Annotated in this window: 11 protein-coding genes; 2 read left to right on the forward strand and 9 right to left on the reverse strand. The window is 27.0% G+C overall.

The window, feature by feature from the left end:
• Positions 1–236: 236 nt before the first annotated feature.
• Together R4K56_RS12945 and R4K56_RS12950 are read right to left on the reverse strand one after the other, a co-directional pair.
• Positions 237–1,235, reverse strand: a complete 999-nt coding sequence (locus tag R4K56_RS12945; protein WP_335772799.1) for a hypothetical protein — start codon at positions 1,233–1,235, stop codon at positions 237–239.
• Between the two features lie 81 nt (positions 1,236–1,316).
• On the reverse strand, positions 1,317–3,092 hold the full coding sequence (locus tag R4K56_RS12950; RefSeq protein WP_335761120.1) for a GAF domain-containing SpoIIE family protein phosphatase: 1,776 nt from the start codon (positions 3,090–3,092) through the stop codon (positions 1,317–1,319).
• 179 nt (positions 3,093–3,271) lie between these two features.
• Here R4K56_RS12950 and R4K56_RS12955 point away from each other — a divergent pair, with 179 nt between their 5' ends.
• The gene (locus R4K56_RS12955) at positions 3,272–4,246 is read left to right on the forward strand and encodes a tRNA dihydrouridine synthase (protein ID WP_335760834.1); all 975 of its coding nucleotides are present in this window, start codon (positions 3,272–3,274) and stop codon (positions 4,244–4,246) included.
• A gap of 88 nt (positions 4,247–4,334) precedes the next feature.
• Here R4K56_RS12955 and R4K56_RS12960 read toward each other — a convergent pair whose 3' ends face one another.
• The 4 genes from R4K56_RS12960 to nagE all read right to left on the reverse strand — a co-directional run bounded on the left by R4K56_RS12960 (position 4,335) and on the right by nagE (position 10,596).
• Positions 4,335–5,444: an ABC transporter ATP-binding protein gene (locus R4K56_RS12960; RefSeq protein ID WP_335772798.1), complete on the reverse strand. Its 1,110-nt coding sequence runs from the start codon at positions 5,442–5,444 to the stop codon at positions 4,335–4,337.
• A gap of 887 nt (positions 5,445–6,331) precedes the next feature.
• Positions 6,332–7,342, reverse strand: a complete 1,011-nt coding sequence (locus R4K56_RS12965; protein ID WP_335772797.1) for a PTS sugar transporter subunit IIB — start codon at positions 7,340–7,342, stop codon at positions 6,332–6,334.
• 308 nt (positions 7,343–7,650) lie between these two features.
• A complete protein-coding gene (locus tag R4K56_RS12970) occupies positions 7,651–8,388 on the reverse strand; it encodes a PTS sugar transporter subunit IIB (RefSeq protein ID WP_335758567.1) in 738 nt (245 codons plus the stop codon).
• Positions 8,389–9,135: 747 nt separating this feature from the next.
• A complete protein-coding gene (gene nagE, locus R4K56_RS12975; RefSeq protein WP_335758566.1) occupies positions 9,136–10,596 on the reverse strand; it encodes an N-acetylglucosamine-specific PTS transporter subunit IIBC in 1,461 nt (486 codons plus the stop codon).
• A gap of 284 nt (positions 10,597–10,880) precedes the next feature.
• On the opposite strand from nagE, the gene R4K56_RS12980 reads away from it, so the two are divergent.
• Positions 10,881–11,345, forward strand: coding sequence for a PTS sugar transporter subunit IIA (locus R4K56_RS12980; protein ID WP_297300567.1), 465 nt, complete (start codon positions 10,881–10,883; stop codon positions 11,343–11,345).
• Between the two features lie 64 nt (positions 11,346–11,409).
• Here the strand turns inward: R4K56_RS12980 and R4K56_RS12985 are convergent, their stop codons facing one another.
• The 3 genes from R4K56_RS12985 to R4K56_RS12995 all read right to left on the reverse strand — a co-directional run bounded on the left by R4K56_RS12985 (position 11,410) and on the right by R4K56_RS12995 (position 16,553).
• Complete coding sequence (locus tag R4K56_RS12985; RefSeq protein ID WP_335760830.1) at positions 11,410–12,750, reverse strand: sigma-54-dependent transcriptional regulator; 1,341 nt, start codon at positions 12,748–12,750, stop codon at positions 11,410–11,412.
• The gene (locus R4K56_RS12990) at positions 12,743–13,936 is read right to left on the reverse strand and encodes a two-component system sensor histidine kinase NtrB (protein WP_335772796.1); all 1,194 of its coding nucleotides are present in this window, start codon (positions 13,934–13,936) and stop codon (positions 12,743–12,745) included. The genes R4K56_RS12985 and R4K56_RS12990 overlap by 8 nt, the downstream gene beginning before the upstream one ends.
• 496 nt (positions 13,937–14,432) lie before the next feature.
• Entirely contained in the window at positions 14,433–16,553 is a 2,121-nt protein-coding gene (locus tag R4K56_RS12995) for an ankyrin repeat domain-containing protein (protein WP_335772800.1), read from the reverse strand.
• Positions 16,554–16,860 lie beyond the last annotated feature (307 nt).

Consider the following 16,860-nt stretch of genomic DNA (forward strand, 5'->3'; position numbering starts at 1 on the left):
ATTTATTAAATTAAAGTTGAAATGTAGTATTTTTGCTTCTTTGGGGCACCAAAAGAAGTGGTGGCTTGCGTAAGCACGCAGAGCGGTGGGCAAAGCCCCAGATATAAAATTAAAAATATAAATTTATTTTTAACAAAATATAGTTGTTTAGGTATATATCAAAAAATATATACAAAATAAAAAGGCTCTACCAATATAGTAATTGATAAAGCCTTAAAATTTCAAACTAAATATAATTAATTAGATTTCTTTTTAAAAACTCCACTGAATCCATAACTTCCATAATTTTCAACCAAAACTAAAGTATCAGAACTTATAGGAGTTATATCTATCATATATGCACCATCAGCACCATAAACTTCTCCATACTGTATAGAATCATCAAATATTTCACAATAAGGTTCAACATACTGATTTTCTTCTAATACCATTTTATCTATATCTGTACTTTGAATATTAGTTACTGATTGTCCGTTTTCATCTGTAGTTATATTAATAGCATAGAAATAGAATGTTCCGTCATCATTTTTCTTTAACTCAATAGAAGCATTATAACCATTTGTATATACATTATCAAAATTATACTCACTAATATCCCCTACTTCTTCAAGTTTATAATCTGATTTTGATATTAATATACCTCTTGATATTCTATTGTACTCATCAAAAGTTACATCAGCTTTATTCTCATAAGGGAAGTTATCGAAATTAGGATTTTCTTTTACTTCTCTATAATAGTAATTAGAATAATAATTTTCTTTTTCCCATTTAACCATTATAGTTTCAATAGGATCGCCTTCATAACCTTGATAATTATCTTCATAAAGAATTCCATTTATTACAGAAAAGCCTTTATAATTTGTAGCTATATTACTTGGCCCTTTTTCGTACATATCTTGTATATTATAAGTTTCATAATAATAGGCATTAGTTCCGTCTTTTGAAGATTCAAAGATATAATTTTTATTTTGTCTATAATCTCCAGAATCATATATATATTCTATATCTCCATTCTCTTTGAAAGTATATTGAGAATTTCTATCTATTATTATTTTATTTTTTACTTTATCTAAAAATGCTGCATCTGCTTGTGATAATATTTTTGTTGCTGGTATAGTTTCATTAGACTGTATTGCCTCATTTGTATTAGCAGCAGTAGTTTGAGTATCTGTTTTATTACCGCATTGAATTATAATTAAAGAGATAATTGTGATTAATAAAAATATTTTTTTCATAAAAAACTCCTATAAAATATTAGCCACAATATACCATAAAGCCGTATTTATTTCAATAAAAAATATTATATATAGAAAAAATCAATTCAATAATCTTGCTATCAAAAGAGTAATATCATCAAATTGAGGAGTTTTTCCTCTAAATGAAACTGTTTCATTTACTATATCATCAACTAATTCTTTAGCATCATCATAATGATTTTTAAGAAGTGACTTTAATCTTTCCTCTCCATACTCTTCTTCAGATTTATTGAATGTTTCTGTAACTCCGTCAGTAAATAGAACTATAGTATCAGAACTTGAATAAGAAATTTGTTTATTTTGATAAGTAGCATCTTCTATAAAACCAAGAGGCTTTCCATGAGTATGCATTTCATATATAGAATCTAAAGTACTAATTTCATATTTTTTTATTAAATATTGAGTTAAATGTCCTGCATTAGAATATGTGATTGTTTTATTTTCTGTATCAATAACAATTAAAAAACAAGTAACAAACATACCATTATTAGAATCTTTATATATATGCTTGTTGGTGGCTTCTAATATTTTAGCAGGGTCTTCCATTTCAGAGAAATACACTCTTAAAATAGAACGTGTCATAGTCATAAAGAATCCGGCACCTAAACCTTTACCCGATACATCAGCAATAACAAGTGCATATTTAGTATCGCTGATTTTTATATAATCGTAAAAATCTCCTCCTACATTCTTACTAGGAATACTAACAGCAGCTATATCAAATAAACCATTGCTAGGGAATTCTTTAGGAAGTACGCTTTTTTGAAGCTGTTCTGTAAAATTAATTTCTTCCGTTAATGATTCTTTTATTTTAGATTCTTCAGATAATAACACATGCATGTAATTTTCACCGATTTGCTGAGCAAGCATTTCTAAAAGTGATAAATTACTTAAATTAAATGCTTTATTTATATTTCTTTCTGTAGCTGAAAGGAATCCTATAATTTCATCTTTAGCAATTATAGGAGCAACCATAAAGCTATTTCTTTTATACCTAAGAGATTTATTAGGCCTAAACCTTTTATCATTATCAACATTAATAGAATAAACAGGTTTTCCAGTTGCTAATACTTCTGAAAGAACATTGTCTTCAACTGTTACAACACCATATTTAAGTACATCTTCATCAATACCAATACCAGCCTTAAATTTGAAAACACCATTTTCTTTTAATATAACAGATACTCTATGTGCCTCAAAAGCTTCGCAAACTATACTAATATTATCATTAAGTATTTCTTCTATAGTTTCACATTTATTAATAGAAATAGACATTTGATATAAAGCACCGACTTCATAAGCCCTAGACTGTGCCCTATCATATACCATTTTATTAACTAAAGCTAAAGACACTATATTAGCAAATAAAGACATTACAACAGTATCTTTTTCTACAAATTTACCATTCTTTTTATTCATTAAAAATAATGAACCAATATTTCTTTTTCTAACTTTTAGAGGTACGAATAATATATTTTCTAATTCATCACCAAGAATTTCTTTCATAGGTATAAATGCAGAATCATCACTAGGGTTATTAGAATATAATGAACATGAAGTAGTATAAGCTCTTACTGCTAATGGCTTATCATTTTCTACGATATGACCGAAGAATTTACTGCCTAGAGGTCCTATAGACATTTCATAATGTAAATTATATAGTTCTTGGTCTACTAAGTATAGTAGAATAGAATCAGTATACATTATAGTTTTTATTTCAGATATGATAGTAACTAAAGTTTCGTCATGATCATTACTAGCATTCATTCTTTTGATAATACCGGAAAATACTTCAAGCTGCTTTTCAGGATTATCTACTATATCATATATATCCACGTGATACCTCTACAAATGTCATTATTATACTATTTTATTATATCATAGTGTATTTTATAGTCAACATATATTTAGCCATTTTACATCATTATTAAACTTCTAAAACAATTAATTATGTATTGAAGTTTTTTTATTAATTGTTTATATTATATAGAAAATTTAACAAATTTAAGGAAAATATGAATAGAAATATAATAATAGAAGGAATAAATATACCTTCAAGATTTTTTCTGGCTCCTATGGCTGGATATACAGATTATGTATTTAGAAGACTTTCAAGAAGATTTGGAGCAGGACTTTTAATAACTGAACTTGTAAGTGCTGCTGCTTTGGCAAGACAAGTAAAAAAGACCTATAGATATATGGAACATAAAGAAGATGAATATCCTGTATCATTACAATTGTTTGGTGCTAATGAAGATGACTATAAAAGAGCTATAGAAATAACAGATTTAAGCGGATTTTCATTTATAGATATTAATATGGGCTGCCCTACCAAAAAAGTAGTAAAGAATAATGGAGGAGCTGGACTTTTGGAAGATACTGATAAAATGATTTCTATATTAAAAGCTGTAAAAAGTGTATCTCCATTACCTGTAAGTGTAAAAATAAGATTAGGACTAAAAAGAGGAGAAGGCGGAGAAATAGAAAGAGCATTAGCTATGAAAGAAAATGGTTCCTGCTTTTTAACATTGCATGGAAGATATGCAAGTGATATGTACAGAGGCACTGCTGATTGGGAAGCCATAGCCAAAGTAAAAGAAGCATTAGGAAAAGATTATATTCTTATTGGAAATGGAGATATAAAAAGTAAAGAAGATGCTATAAAAGCTTTTGATATATCTAAAGTTGACGGTATAATGGTCGGCAGAGGTGCTATTGGAAATCCTTGGATATTCAGAGAACTTAATACTATATTTGAAGATAATGATAGTTATAATAATGAAATAACAGAAAATGATAATCTTAAAAGTATTATTAAAGAACATATAAATGGATGCTGTGAATTATACGGCGAAGTAAGCGGAATACATTTTATGCGTAAATTCATTATGAAATATTTAACTGGTTACAGAATGGAAAATAAAATAGAACTTATGAAATGCGAAAACAAGGAAGATCTATTTAAAATATTAGATAATATTATAAATTAATTATAATAAAAAATTATAATAATAAAAAATAAGACTTGGATAAATAATAACCCAAGCCTTATTTTTTATGTATTGTAATTTCTTATTGTTATACTAAAATATTTTTCTGAGTGTCTTTATCAAAAATATGAAGCTTATTCAAATCAAAATCCATAAATGCATGCTGATCTCTTTGATAGTCATCGCTTGTATTGATTCTTATAGTTATTTGAGAATCACCAAAATTCATATATAAATAACTTTCAGAACCAATCATTTCTATAACATCAATAATAGCTTCTATTAAATTTTTAGAATTGCTGTCAGCTTTATCTTTATATAACATAACATTTTCCGGTCTTATACCTAATACAACTTCTTTACCATTATAAGAATCATCTACTTTTGATATTCTTTCATTGTTTAATTCGATTTCATATCTGTCAAAACTAGCATACCATTTGCCGTCTTTTTTATTAAGTTTTGCATTTATAAAATTCATTTGAGGTGCCCCAATAAATCCGGCAACAAATAAATTTTTAGGGCTGTTATAAAGAGTCTTAGCATCATCAACTTGCATGATATCACCGTCTTTCATAACTACAATTCTAGTACCCATAGTCATAGCTTCAACTTGGTCGTGAGTAACATATACGAATGTTGTTTGAAGCTGTTTATGAAGTTTAATTAATTCTGTACGCATTTGAACTCTTAATTTTGCATCAAGGTTAGAAAGAGGTTCATCTAATAAGAATACAGACGGATTTCTTACCATAGCTCTTCCCAAAGCTACCCTTTGACGCTGTCCGCCTGATAATGCTTTAGGTTTTCTGTCAAGTAAATGTGATATATCAAGAACTTTAGCTGCCCATTCAACACGTTTTTTTATCTCATCTTTAGGAGTTTTTCTAAGCTCCAAACCAAATGCCATATTCTTAAATACAGACATATGAGGATACAAAGCATAATTTTGAAATACCATAGCTATATCTCTATCTTTTGGAGCAACGTCATTTACTAATCTATCACCAATATATAATTTACCATCTGTTATTTCCTCAAGACCTGCTATCATACGAAGTGTTGTAGATTTACCGCATCCAGATGGCCCTACAAGAATTACAAATTCCTTATCTGCTATATCTAAACTAAAATCCTTAACAACTTCTACTTTGTTATCATATACCTTTCTTACATGCTCAAATTTAATACTAGACATAATTATTACCCTTCCTTTTTATATTATTCATAATAAATAATTGATATTTTTATCTTTTATCATTTGCAAAGTTTAATTTTTTAAGAGTTTTAATATAAATTATAACTTTCTTTGTAATTCTAAACTCTATACACTATTTTTATACTCAAACCTCGCTATATATTAAAATAAACATAAAGTATATAATCTTATCTTTCATTAAAATAATATACTATATTTTTAAGTTTAGCATATCTTTTTAGCAAGATAAGAAATGATGTATATAAATATATATTCTTATACGGAACATATTTTTATATAGCTCTATTATTTTATCATATTTTCCAAGTAAATCTAGTATAATAAAAATATTATAAAAAATAAAGATTAATTTATTTTTTTATTACAAATAAATTTAATTATTTTTACATATAATATTAAACTTTTTTATAGTACTTTTAGTATAAATTATAACTATATAAATAATTAGAAACATTTTAGATATTTCATTAATTAAAAAAATAAATATAATAATAAATCCGTTCAAAATATTTAATAAATTATTTTGAATATATAATATACCTAAACAACTATATTTTGTCAATTTTTATTTTTTATGAATGTAAATAATATTTTTTTATAATATAAAATATTATTTCATATCGATCAAATATGTTTTATATGTAAGACAAATTACTTATTATTGTACAATAATAAGTAATCAACCGCACGTATAGTGAGCATTTGATAAGATGAAACAGTGCCGTGCGGGAAGGTGTCCGCGAAGCGTACCGAGCTTGTTGAGGTAGAGCTCGCGGTTGACAAACTTAAAAATTTTCAGTATATACAAAAAATAAAGAGGGATTATATCTTAACCCCTCTACTATTTTTTATACTTATTAATAAAATTAAATCACAAATTTTTTAAACTCATTAGCAAGCACATTAGCATCAGTACCAACTACTATATGTATCTCATTATCACCTATCTTTTCAACAGCAGGATAATATTTTTTAATACTTTCAATATCAACTTTATTAATATCTTTTACTTCTAATCTTAATCTAGTTGCACAATTAGTTACTTTAGTTATATTCTCTATTCCGCCGACTAATGGAAGAACCAAAGCAGTTTTTAATTTATGACTTTCAAATATTTTTCTAAAAGCATCAGCAAATAAACTTGCATCTGTACCAATTACTATATGAAGCTCTGTATCGCTTATTTTTTGTACTACTGGATAATATTTTTTTATTTCTTCTACATTAACTTTGCTCATATCTTTTATTTGTAATCTAAGTCTAGTAGCACAGTTATTTATTACTGCTATATTTTCTATCTCACCAAGTAAAGGAAGAAGAAGCATTACTCTATTAGCATAACAATTGCTTCCTTCATCATGTTCATCTGATGCAGTTGAAACATTTAATACTCTTCTTAATTCCTCCGCTAAAGAACTAGCTGTAGTACCAACTACTATATGAACTTCTGTTGGGCTTATTTTCTGTACCACTGGATAATATTTTTTTATTTCTTCTATATTAACTTTGTCAGCATCTTTCAATTCTAATCTAAGTCTTGTAGCACAGTTATTTACTTTTACTATATTCTCTCTATTTCCAATCAAAGGAAGAAGAAGCAAAGCTCTATTACAAGAACAATCATCAGCAGCTATAACCTTTCTTAATGATTCAGCAAAAGCAGAAGCATTAGTACCAACTACTATATGTACTTCTGTTGGGCTTATTTTTTGTACTACTGGATAATATTTTTTTATTTCTTCCACATCAATTTTATCAACATCTTTCAATTCTAATCTAAGTCTTGTAGCACAATTATTTACTTTTACTATATTTTCCCTTCCTCCAAGTAAACTTAAAGGAAGTATAAATTTTATATCCTTTTCATTACTATTCATTATCAAACCTCATAATATTATAATGTACAATACTAACATAATATGTATTTTATTTCTAGTATACATTGAAATGATTGTTTTCTATATATTTTAAGTTTTTAGAGAATATTATAATATACAAAATACATTTAAAACATAATATAATTTCAAAATATATTGCAATTTAATAAAATTTATAAATTATTTTCTTAAAAAAATATCGAATAAAAATATTTCAATAATACTGTTTAATTGAATTGATCTTTATATAATAAAAAAGGCTTACAATAATAAATACTGCAAGCCCTAAAAATATAATTAACAAATAATTATTTATCTAGTAATTTTTTTAATTCATCAGCTAATTCAAAAGCCTTAGTACCTACTACTATATGAACTTCAGTAGGACTTATTTTCTGTACTACTGGATAATATTTTTCTTCATTAATTTTATCAGCATTTACAACTTCCAATCTAAGTCTTGTAGCACAATTATTTACTTTTACTATATTATCTCTGCCTCCAACTAAAGAAATAATATCTAATAAATTATTTGTAGAACTTTCATTAGAAGATAATGCTTTATCTAAAGATTCAGCAAGAGAACTAGCAATTGTACCTACTACTATATGTACTTCTGTAGGGCTTATTTTTAATACAGAAGGATAATACTTTTCTATTTCTTTTACATCAACTTTATCAGCATTTACTACTTCCAATCTAAGTCTTGTAGCACAATTATTTACTTTTACTATATTTTCTTTTCCTCCAAGTAAAGTAATAAGCTCTAATAAATCATTTAAAGAACCAATATTAGAAGCTAACAGTTTTTCTAAAGATTCTGCTATGGCACCAGCATTAGTACCAACTACTATATGTACCTCTGTAGGGCTTATTTTTAATACAGAAGGATAGTACTTTTCTATTTCTTTTTCATCAATTTTATTAGAGTCTTTTACTTCTAATCTGAGTCTAGTGGCACAATTATTTACTTTTACTATATTATTTCTGCCTCCAAGCGAACTTAAAGGAAGTATAAATTCTGTATCCTTTTTATTAGTTTTCATTATTAAACCTCATGATATTATAATTTATTATACTAACATAATATATATTTTATTTCCACCAATATTTGTTATATATAGAAATAATTATTATTTATATATTTTTAGTTTTTAATAAATATAATTTAACAAATTTTATTAATATATGCGGAAATTATTTCCAATAATCAAATTATATATCTATTATATACCTAAACAAATATATTTTGTCAATTTTGATATTTTGCAGATGTATTATTAACTTTTTTGCCTCACACACTCCGCGTACTTCGTCAAAGTTGCTGCCATACCTAAAGGTACTACCTTTGGTCGCAAAAAAGCAATTGCTAGAACTTTATATTTTAAGAATATATATTAAAAATGGTATAATACCATGATTTTAGGTCAAAAATGCAGTTGTTCGCGAAACGTATCCTAGTTTATCGAGGATATAGGTTCTTGCCGAAGGTGGGCTGTACCTTATACCAATACTTGACAATACTTCCTTCGGTCATAAAAGAACTGTTATGCTGCACGCTGTGTACTTCGTAAAGACAAATATTTTAAATTTTAAAAAATTATTTTGATAAAATATAGTCGTCTATGTATATACTTAGTAAATTTAAGACACAATTTAAAAAAGTAATTATAAAATTATAATAAGGATATAAAATTAAAAAGTTATAGAATATTCAAATCTAAAAAGTATTTTTAATAAAAAGGCTTGCAATAATAAATACTGCAAGCCCTAAAAATCTAATTAACAAATAATTATTTATTTACTAATTTTTTGAATTCATCAGCTAAGAACTGAACATCAGTTCCAACAATTACTTGTACAGAAGTTTTACCAGGTTTTAATACACCAGAGAAAGACTTCTTAATTTCAGCATCTTGAATTATAGAATTATCTTTAACTTCTAATCTTAATCTAGTAGCACAGTTATCAACATCTACTATATTTTCGATTCCGCCTAATAAAGGCAATAAAAGAAGAGCTTTGTCTGCATAAGATTTGTTAGAAGCACCAGCACTTGCTGAATCTTCTGCATCATCATCTTCTCTACCAGGAGTTTTAAGATTGAATTTTCTAATAGCAAAATCGAATATAATGAAATATAAAACAAAGAATACTAAACCTTGTAATATCAACATATACCAATTAGTAGCTAATGGGTTTCTAGTAGAAAGAACTAAGTCAATGAATCCTGCTGAGAAACCGAAACCAGCCATCCATTTCATACTAGCAGCAATAATCAAAGAAATACAAGTTAAAATAGCATGAACTAAATATAATGCAGGAGCAACGAACATGAATGAGAATTCTATAGGTTCTGTAACACCTGTAAAGAAACTAGCAAAAGCAGCTGCTAACATTATAGATTTAATTTTAGATTTATTTTCAGGTTTTGCATTTTTGATGAAAGCTAAACAAGCACCAACAAGACCGAACATCATAATAGGGAAGAATCCAGCCTGATACATACCAGTTTGACCAATAACAGCCTTACCAGCATCTATAGAAGCCTGACCGCCTAAGAAGTTAGGTATATCATTAATACCAGCAACGTCAAACCAGAATACAGAGTTAAGTGCGTGGTGTAAACCAACAGGAATTAATAATCTGTTAAAGAAACCATAAATACCAGCACCTATAGGTCCAAGTCCGATAATAGCTTCACCGAATGCTACTAAACCGCCATAAACAACTGGCCATATAAGCATTAAAACAAATGATACTACCATCATAACTACAGAAGTTGCTATTGGTACAAATCTTCTTCCGCTGAAGAATGCTAAGAATTGAGGCAACTCGATATTCCAGAATTTGTTATATAAACCGCCGGCAATTACACCGCAAAGTATACCTATAAATTGGTTATTAATTTTAGCAAAACCAGCAGGTACTTCAGCAACATCTTTACTTTGAATCATAGCAACTGTAGCAGGAGCTAAAAGAGTTGTTACAACCAAGAAAGCAACTAGACCAGCTAAAGCAGCAGCACCATTTCTATCATTTGACATACCGAAAGCTACACCTATAGCAAATAATATAGGCATGTTATCAATGATAGCACCGCCTGCTTTAATGAAAAAAGCAGCAACTGGACTTTGAGCACCCCAACCAACTGGGTCAATCCAATAACCAATACCTAAAAGGATAGCAGCTGCAGGTAATACAGCTACTGGAACCATTAAGGATTTACCTATCTTTTGTAGATAATTAAACATATATCCTCCATAAAAATTAAAAAAATAATAATTTTTTACCTATTATTAGTATACAACTTATTTATTTTATTATCAAGTAGAATATAATCCATTTAATTCTTTTTTTGTCTTTTTTTATTTATCAATTTAACATAATTAGTGAAAATAGAAATAAATTATATACAATTATTACACATAAAATAAAAAATAATAATAGTATATATAATATTTTTAGTATAAGGTTATTTACTTTATAATCATTTATGATAGAATTATAATTGTAAATAACCAATAGGGGGCATAATATGGGATTATTCTCTAAAAAAATCGAAATAAAAAGTCCTATTAAAGGTAAATTGGTAGATGTTACTGAAGTTAAAGACGAAGCTTTTTCTACAAAAGCACTTGGTGACGGAATGGCTATTATACCTGAAGAAGGAAAAGTTTATTCTCCTGTAGACGGAGAAGTTGTTACTATGATTGATAGTAATCATGCTATAGGTATATCTTCTAAAGGAGTTGAGATACTCATACACATTGGTATGGACACTGTTAAATTAGGCGGTAAACATTTCAAAGCTCATGTAAAAGAAGGAGATAAAGTAAAAACTGGTGATTTACTTATAGAATTTGATAAAGAAGAAGTTGAAAAAGAATATGATATTACTTCACCTGTTATAATACCTAATTTCTCTGAATTAAAATCATTAACTAAAACTGGTCCAAGAGAAGTTTCTGTAGGCGAATTGATAATGACTGCTGTTAAATAAAAAATAATAAAATTATTTATAAATTAAGGGGGGTTTTTACAGCTCCTCTTTTTTTATGATTTAATTATTCTTTTACATCTTCTTTTAATTTTCTATAAAGTGTAGCTCTTTCAATACCTAATATTTTAGCAACTTGAGCCTTATTAAAATTATTATGACTGAGCAAATGATTAATATACATTCTCTCTAATTCTTCTAAAGTAACATTATTCTCAACTACAAAACCATCATTACTATTTTTCAATGCCCAATCTGGTATATTACTTTCGTCTATTTTACCGTCTTTACACATAACGACCATAGTTTCGACAGTGTTTCTTAATTCCCTAACATTACCTTCCCATTGTAATGATGATAATATTTTATATACTTTTTTATCTATAGATTTTATTTCTATAGAATGAACTTTTGAAAACTCTTTAATAAAATTATCTATTAATAAAGGTATATCTTCCCTTCTTTCTCTAAGAGGAGGCATTTCTATTTTTATAACATTAAGCCTATAATATAAATCTTCTCTGAACTTACCCTCTTTTATTTCTTCTGATAATTTTTTGTTTGTAGCAGCAATTACCCTAATATCAACATCAATAGGAGTATTAGATCCTACCCTTTCAATTACACGTTCTTCTAATACTCTGAGTAATTTAACTTGAACAGTTTGATTTATCTCACCTATTTCATCTAAAAATATAGTTCCTTTATTTGCTGCCTCAAATCTTCCTATTTTTTTATCAATAGCTCCTGTGAAAGAACCTTTTTCATGTCCGAATAATTCACTTTCCAAAACACCTTCCGAAAGAGCAGCACAGTTTACAGTTATATAAGGCTGTTTAGCTCTGTCTGATATTTGATGAATAGCACTTGCAACTAATTCTTTACCTGTTCCGCTTTCACCTTCTATTAGTACTGTAGCTTTAGTTCTTGCAACTTGTTTTATTGCCTCATAAACTTTTAATATTTTTGGACTATGCCCTATCATACCATAAAAACTTTCATGATAATCAACTCTGCTTTCAAGTGTTTCATTAGTCTTTTTGATATTTTTACTTTCTAAAGCCCTTGCTATTATAAGAAGCATCTTATCAAGATTAAAAGGCTTAGTCATGAAATCATAAGCACCAAGACGCATCATATCAACAGCTGTTTCAACATTTCCATGACCTGTTAATACTATTACCGGTATATGCTTATCAAATTCTAAAATCTCTTTTAAAAATTCCTCTCCTGTTTTTTCCGGCATTTTTAAATCGGTTATAACTAAATCTATTCCGCCTTTATAAACGGTTTCAATACCCTTTTCACCATTATCAGCAGTTACAACCTCATAACCTTCATACTCTAAAGATTTCTTGATTCCATCTCTTATATTTTTTTCATCATCTATTACTAATATCTTAGGCATAATCTAATAAATCCGTTTTTAAAAATTTTTGATTTTCTTGCTGTAAAGGAAGTTTTATAATAAATTCGCTTCCATTACCATACTCACTTTCTATTGTAATATTGCCGTTATGTGCTTCTATTATACGAACAACATTTGTAAGTCCCAAACCTGTACCATGTCTTTTAGTAGTGAAATATGGTTCAAATATCTTATTAATGGTATCTTCTTTCATTCCAATACCTGTATCTTTTATACTTATAACCGCATAATTGTCTATTGTCTTAAGTGTTATATAAATATACTTTTTATTATCATCTTTATTTTCACTCATAGCATCTATTGCATTTTGTATTATGTTAATTAAAGATTGTTTTATATACTTCTCATCTAATTTCAAAATTAAATTATCTTTATCAAATTTTATATCTATATTAACATTATTTTTTTCTATTTCATACTTTAAAAATGAAACAGTAGAAAGTATAAGTTCATTTATATTAACATCTTCAATATTAAGCTCCAACTTACGTACAGAAAATAAAAATGAATTAATAGTTTCTTCAAGTCTGCTTATTTCCTCTTTTATGATATCAGAATATTCTCTAAAATCTTTATAGCATTGACAATCATTATCCATATTCTTTTTTATTATTTTTTCTATAAGCTGTACATATATGGATATTGAACCAAGAGGATTTTTTATCTCATGAGCTACACCTGCTGCAAGTGTAGTAAGAGAAGCTAATTGTTCTGCTCTTTTAAGTTTCTGTGCACTTTCATAAGTTTTTGTAATATCAAAAGCCTTTATAAGAGTACCTATTATTCTTCCGCTGTCACCTATTGGAAGTATATTGATTTGAAGTATTCTCTCGTTATCATTATCTTTTAATAATTTAGTATCAGAATCTTTACTTTTAATGATTTCTAATATACTTCTGCCAGTATCATTAACAATCATATACTTTGAAAGTTTTTCGCCTTCAGTATCCCTAGGTATAGAAAATAAGAAACAAGCCTTTTTATTAATTCCTTGTATTACTCCTTCATTGTCTATAGCTATTATACCTTCTTCAAGATTTTCTATAATAATATTTTGAGAATACCAAAGCGTAGATAGCCTTTGAAAGACCTTTTTCTTTTCATCATCAGAAACTTTATCGAAATTCTGTAAAATTTTATCAACAAATTGATTAGTTCTATTCATTTATAAAGTATAATAAAAATCGAAAAAACTGCAATATATAAAATTCAGTTTATAAAAAATTATTTTTATAATTAAATATATATATATAAATATATAATAGTATATACCTAAACAACTATATTTTGTTAATTTTTACTTTTTTGTAAATGTAATTTTTGTTTATTAATAGTATAAAATATTATTAAGTTTTGTTTAAAATGCGAAGTAAAACCAAGATTTGTGTCAAAAATGCAGGCTTTCGCGAAGCGTATCCGAGCCATGTCGAGGATATAGGTTATTTGTGCCAATACCATACCTACACTTACAGTGGACTTCGTCAGGTACTCCTTTCAGTCGCAGTACTCCCTTCGGTCGCAAAAAAAGTAGGGTCTTGCGTAAGCACGCAGAGCAGCACGCTGTGTGCTTCGCAGTGGGCAAAGTCCCAGATATAAAAAAGAAAATATAATTTTTGACAAAATATGTTGTTTAGGTATATTATGATCATACAATAATCATTCTATTTACTGTATTTTTCTAACATATTTTTCATTTCATCTTCAAACTCTATATGGAATTCTAAATCTTCATTATTTATAGATGGGTCTGCTCCATTTTTTAATAAAAGCTCAAATATATCATATTTGTGATTTTTAGCAGCTACAATTAATGCAGTATTTCCTTCAGGATCATACATATCAAGATCAGCATTATTTTCTATAAAGAACTCTACAAGATTAATATTATCTCTCCTTACAGCCATCATTAATGGAGTATATCCGTCCCTTCCTTTTTTATTGATATCTGCATTATTATCTAATAATATCTTTGCAATCTCTATCTTTTCCACAACAGTTAAAGCTGTAAGTCCGTTATCATCTTGAAAGTTAATATCCCCTCCTTCAGATATATATTTATTTATTTCATCAGTTTTGGAATATAAAACATCAAAAATAAATTGAGTACTTTTTTTATATTCATCATCATGATACTTATTAAAAATTTCATACATCTCAGCATTCCAATTTTCGTCAGCATAATATAAACATCTTCTGCCATAACCATCTCTTGCAAATACATCAGCATTATTTTTTATTAAAATTTTCACTATATTAATATGATTATGCATAGCAGCAAGAATTAAAGCAGTGTAGCCTGATTTAGTTTGAATATTAATATCAGCATTATGCTCTATTAATAAGTTTAATATTTTTTTAGCATTACGGGAAGAAGCATACATTAAAGGTGTAGCATTTTCATTATCTACCGCATTTACATCTGCTCCCCTCTTTATAAACTCTACAGCTATATCAAAATTATTATCATTATTAGCAACATATTCTAAAGCTGTTTTATTTAAATAATTTTTAAAATTAACATCAGCATTATGCTCTAATAATATTTTTATTATTTCTTTATGATGAAACTCTGAAGCTAAAAGCAAAGCATTAGAACATATTGAGTCATCTGATTCATCTATAGTATTATTAATATCAATTCCTTCAGCAATATATTTCAAAACCTTATCAGCATTATTTTTAGCAGCGGCATATAAAAATTGTATTTCTCTTGATGATGATTCTTTTATTAAATCTGTTATTTCTTTTACATAATTATTTCTATTGTATGCCATATCTAATGCAGTTTTTCCAGATTCATTTTTTAATGTTAAATCAGGTTTATATTTCAAAAGAAGTTCTACAATTTTTGTATTTCTTTCATCTACTGCATACATTAGAGGAGTTTCTTTTCTGTGATCTGATAAATTAATATCAGCATTATGGTCTAACAATATTTTTGCCATATCATAAGAATTATTATCACATGCAATTATCAAAGGAGTTTTATCCAATTTATTTTGTACATTTGGACTTGCATTATATTCAAGTAAAGTGTTAAGCATATCAATATTTCTACCTTCACATGCATATAGTAAAGCAGTATTTTTTTCATTATCACTTATTTCTGTATCAGCATTATTCTCTAATAAAGCTTTTACAAAATCAATTTTTTTAGTGTAAGAAGCATATATTAATGCTGTAGAACCTTTATTGTCACTTGCATTTATATCTGCTCCATACTCTAATAATATTTTTATTATTTCTGTACTAGGTTTAGCATTTTTTATAAAGGAATAATATATTAACGCTGTTTCTCCTTTTTTATTTTTATAATTGGGGTCATAGCCATTTTCAAGTAATATTCTAGCTATTTCAGTATAATTTTGACTGCAAGCTATCATCAATGCAGTTAAATGATTATTTTCTAATTTAGTTTCTATATACATATTGGCTTTATGTTCAAGAAGAATTTTTACTACATCTGCTCTGCCATAAATACATGCATATATCAAAGCGGTATAATTATCATTGTTAGTTATATCTACAGAGGCATTATATTCTAATAAAAGTTTTACTACATCAGTATTTCCTTTATAAGAGGCAATCATTAAAGGAGTGCATCCATCTTTATTCTTAAAATCAATTTCAATATCTTTTTTTTCAATAACATTTTTATTATTTTCATGTTCAATTAATATTTTTGCTATTCCAAATATATTTATATTTATATAATTATTTTTATTCAATAAAGATTTTATTTGTTGAATATCGCCGTCTTCTACAGCATTGAAAAATTCAATTTTTTATTTATCTGTAAACATCATACCCCCTAATATACATTACCTCACTATAGTATAGTAAAATTAAAAATCTTAGTCAATTAAAAATATAAATAAATTTAAATTATGCTAATATAAAAATTTTATCTGAGTACCCACCCTTTTATATTTTCTGTTTTATTTTTTATTACAACTTTTATTTACTTTATAGCTTAATAAAAACTTATAGCACCCACCCAAGTTTTGATTAAAAATAAAATTTATTAACCGCACGGTGAATGCATTAATATGAATAAACAAAATGAAAAATCAAATTCATTTAATTATA

The organism is Brachyspira pulli (genome assembly GCF_036997785.1).
Lineage (GTDB): Bacteria > Spirochaetota > Brachyspiria > Brachyspirales > Brachyspiraceae > Brachyspira > Brachyspira pulli.

Bases quoted from the DNA above. Each gene is read 5' to 3' on its own strand.
- R4K56_RS12945 (WP_335772799.1), bottom strand. From the start codon at position 1,235: ATGAAAAAAATATTTTTATTAATCACAATTATCTCTTTAATTATAATT.
- R4K56_RS12955 (WP_335760834.1), top strand. From the start codon at position 3,272: ATGAATAGAAATATAATAATAGAAGGAATAAATATACCTTCAAGATTT.
- R4K56_RS12960 (WP_335772798.1), bottom strand. From the start codon at position 5,444: ATGTCTAGTATTAAATTTGAGCATGTAAGAAAGGTATATGATAACAAA.
- R4K56_RS12965 (WP_335772797.1), bottom strand. From the start codon at position 7,342: ATGAATAGTAATGAAAAGGATATAAAATTTATACTTCCTTTAAGTTTA.
- R4K56_RS12970 (WP_335758567.1), bottom strand. From the start codon at position 8,388: ATGAAAACTAATAAAAAGGATACAGAATTTATACTTCCTTTAAGTTCG.
- nagE (WP_335758566.1), bottom strand. From the start codon at position 10,596: ATGTTTAATTATCTACAAAAGATAGGTAAATCCTTAATGGTTCCAGTA.
- R4K56_RS12980 (WP_297300567.1), top strand. From the start codon at position 10,881: ATGGGATTATTCTCTAAAAAAATCGAAATAAAAAGTCCTATTAAAGGT.
- R4K56_RS12985 (WP_335760830.1), bottom strand. From the start codon at position 12,750: ATGCCTAAGATATTAGTAATAGATGATGAAAAAAATATAAGAGATGGA.
- R4K56_RS12990 (WP_335772796.1), bottom strand. From the start codon at position 13,936: ATGAATAGAACTAATCAATTTGTTGATAAAATTTTACAGAATTTCGAT.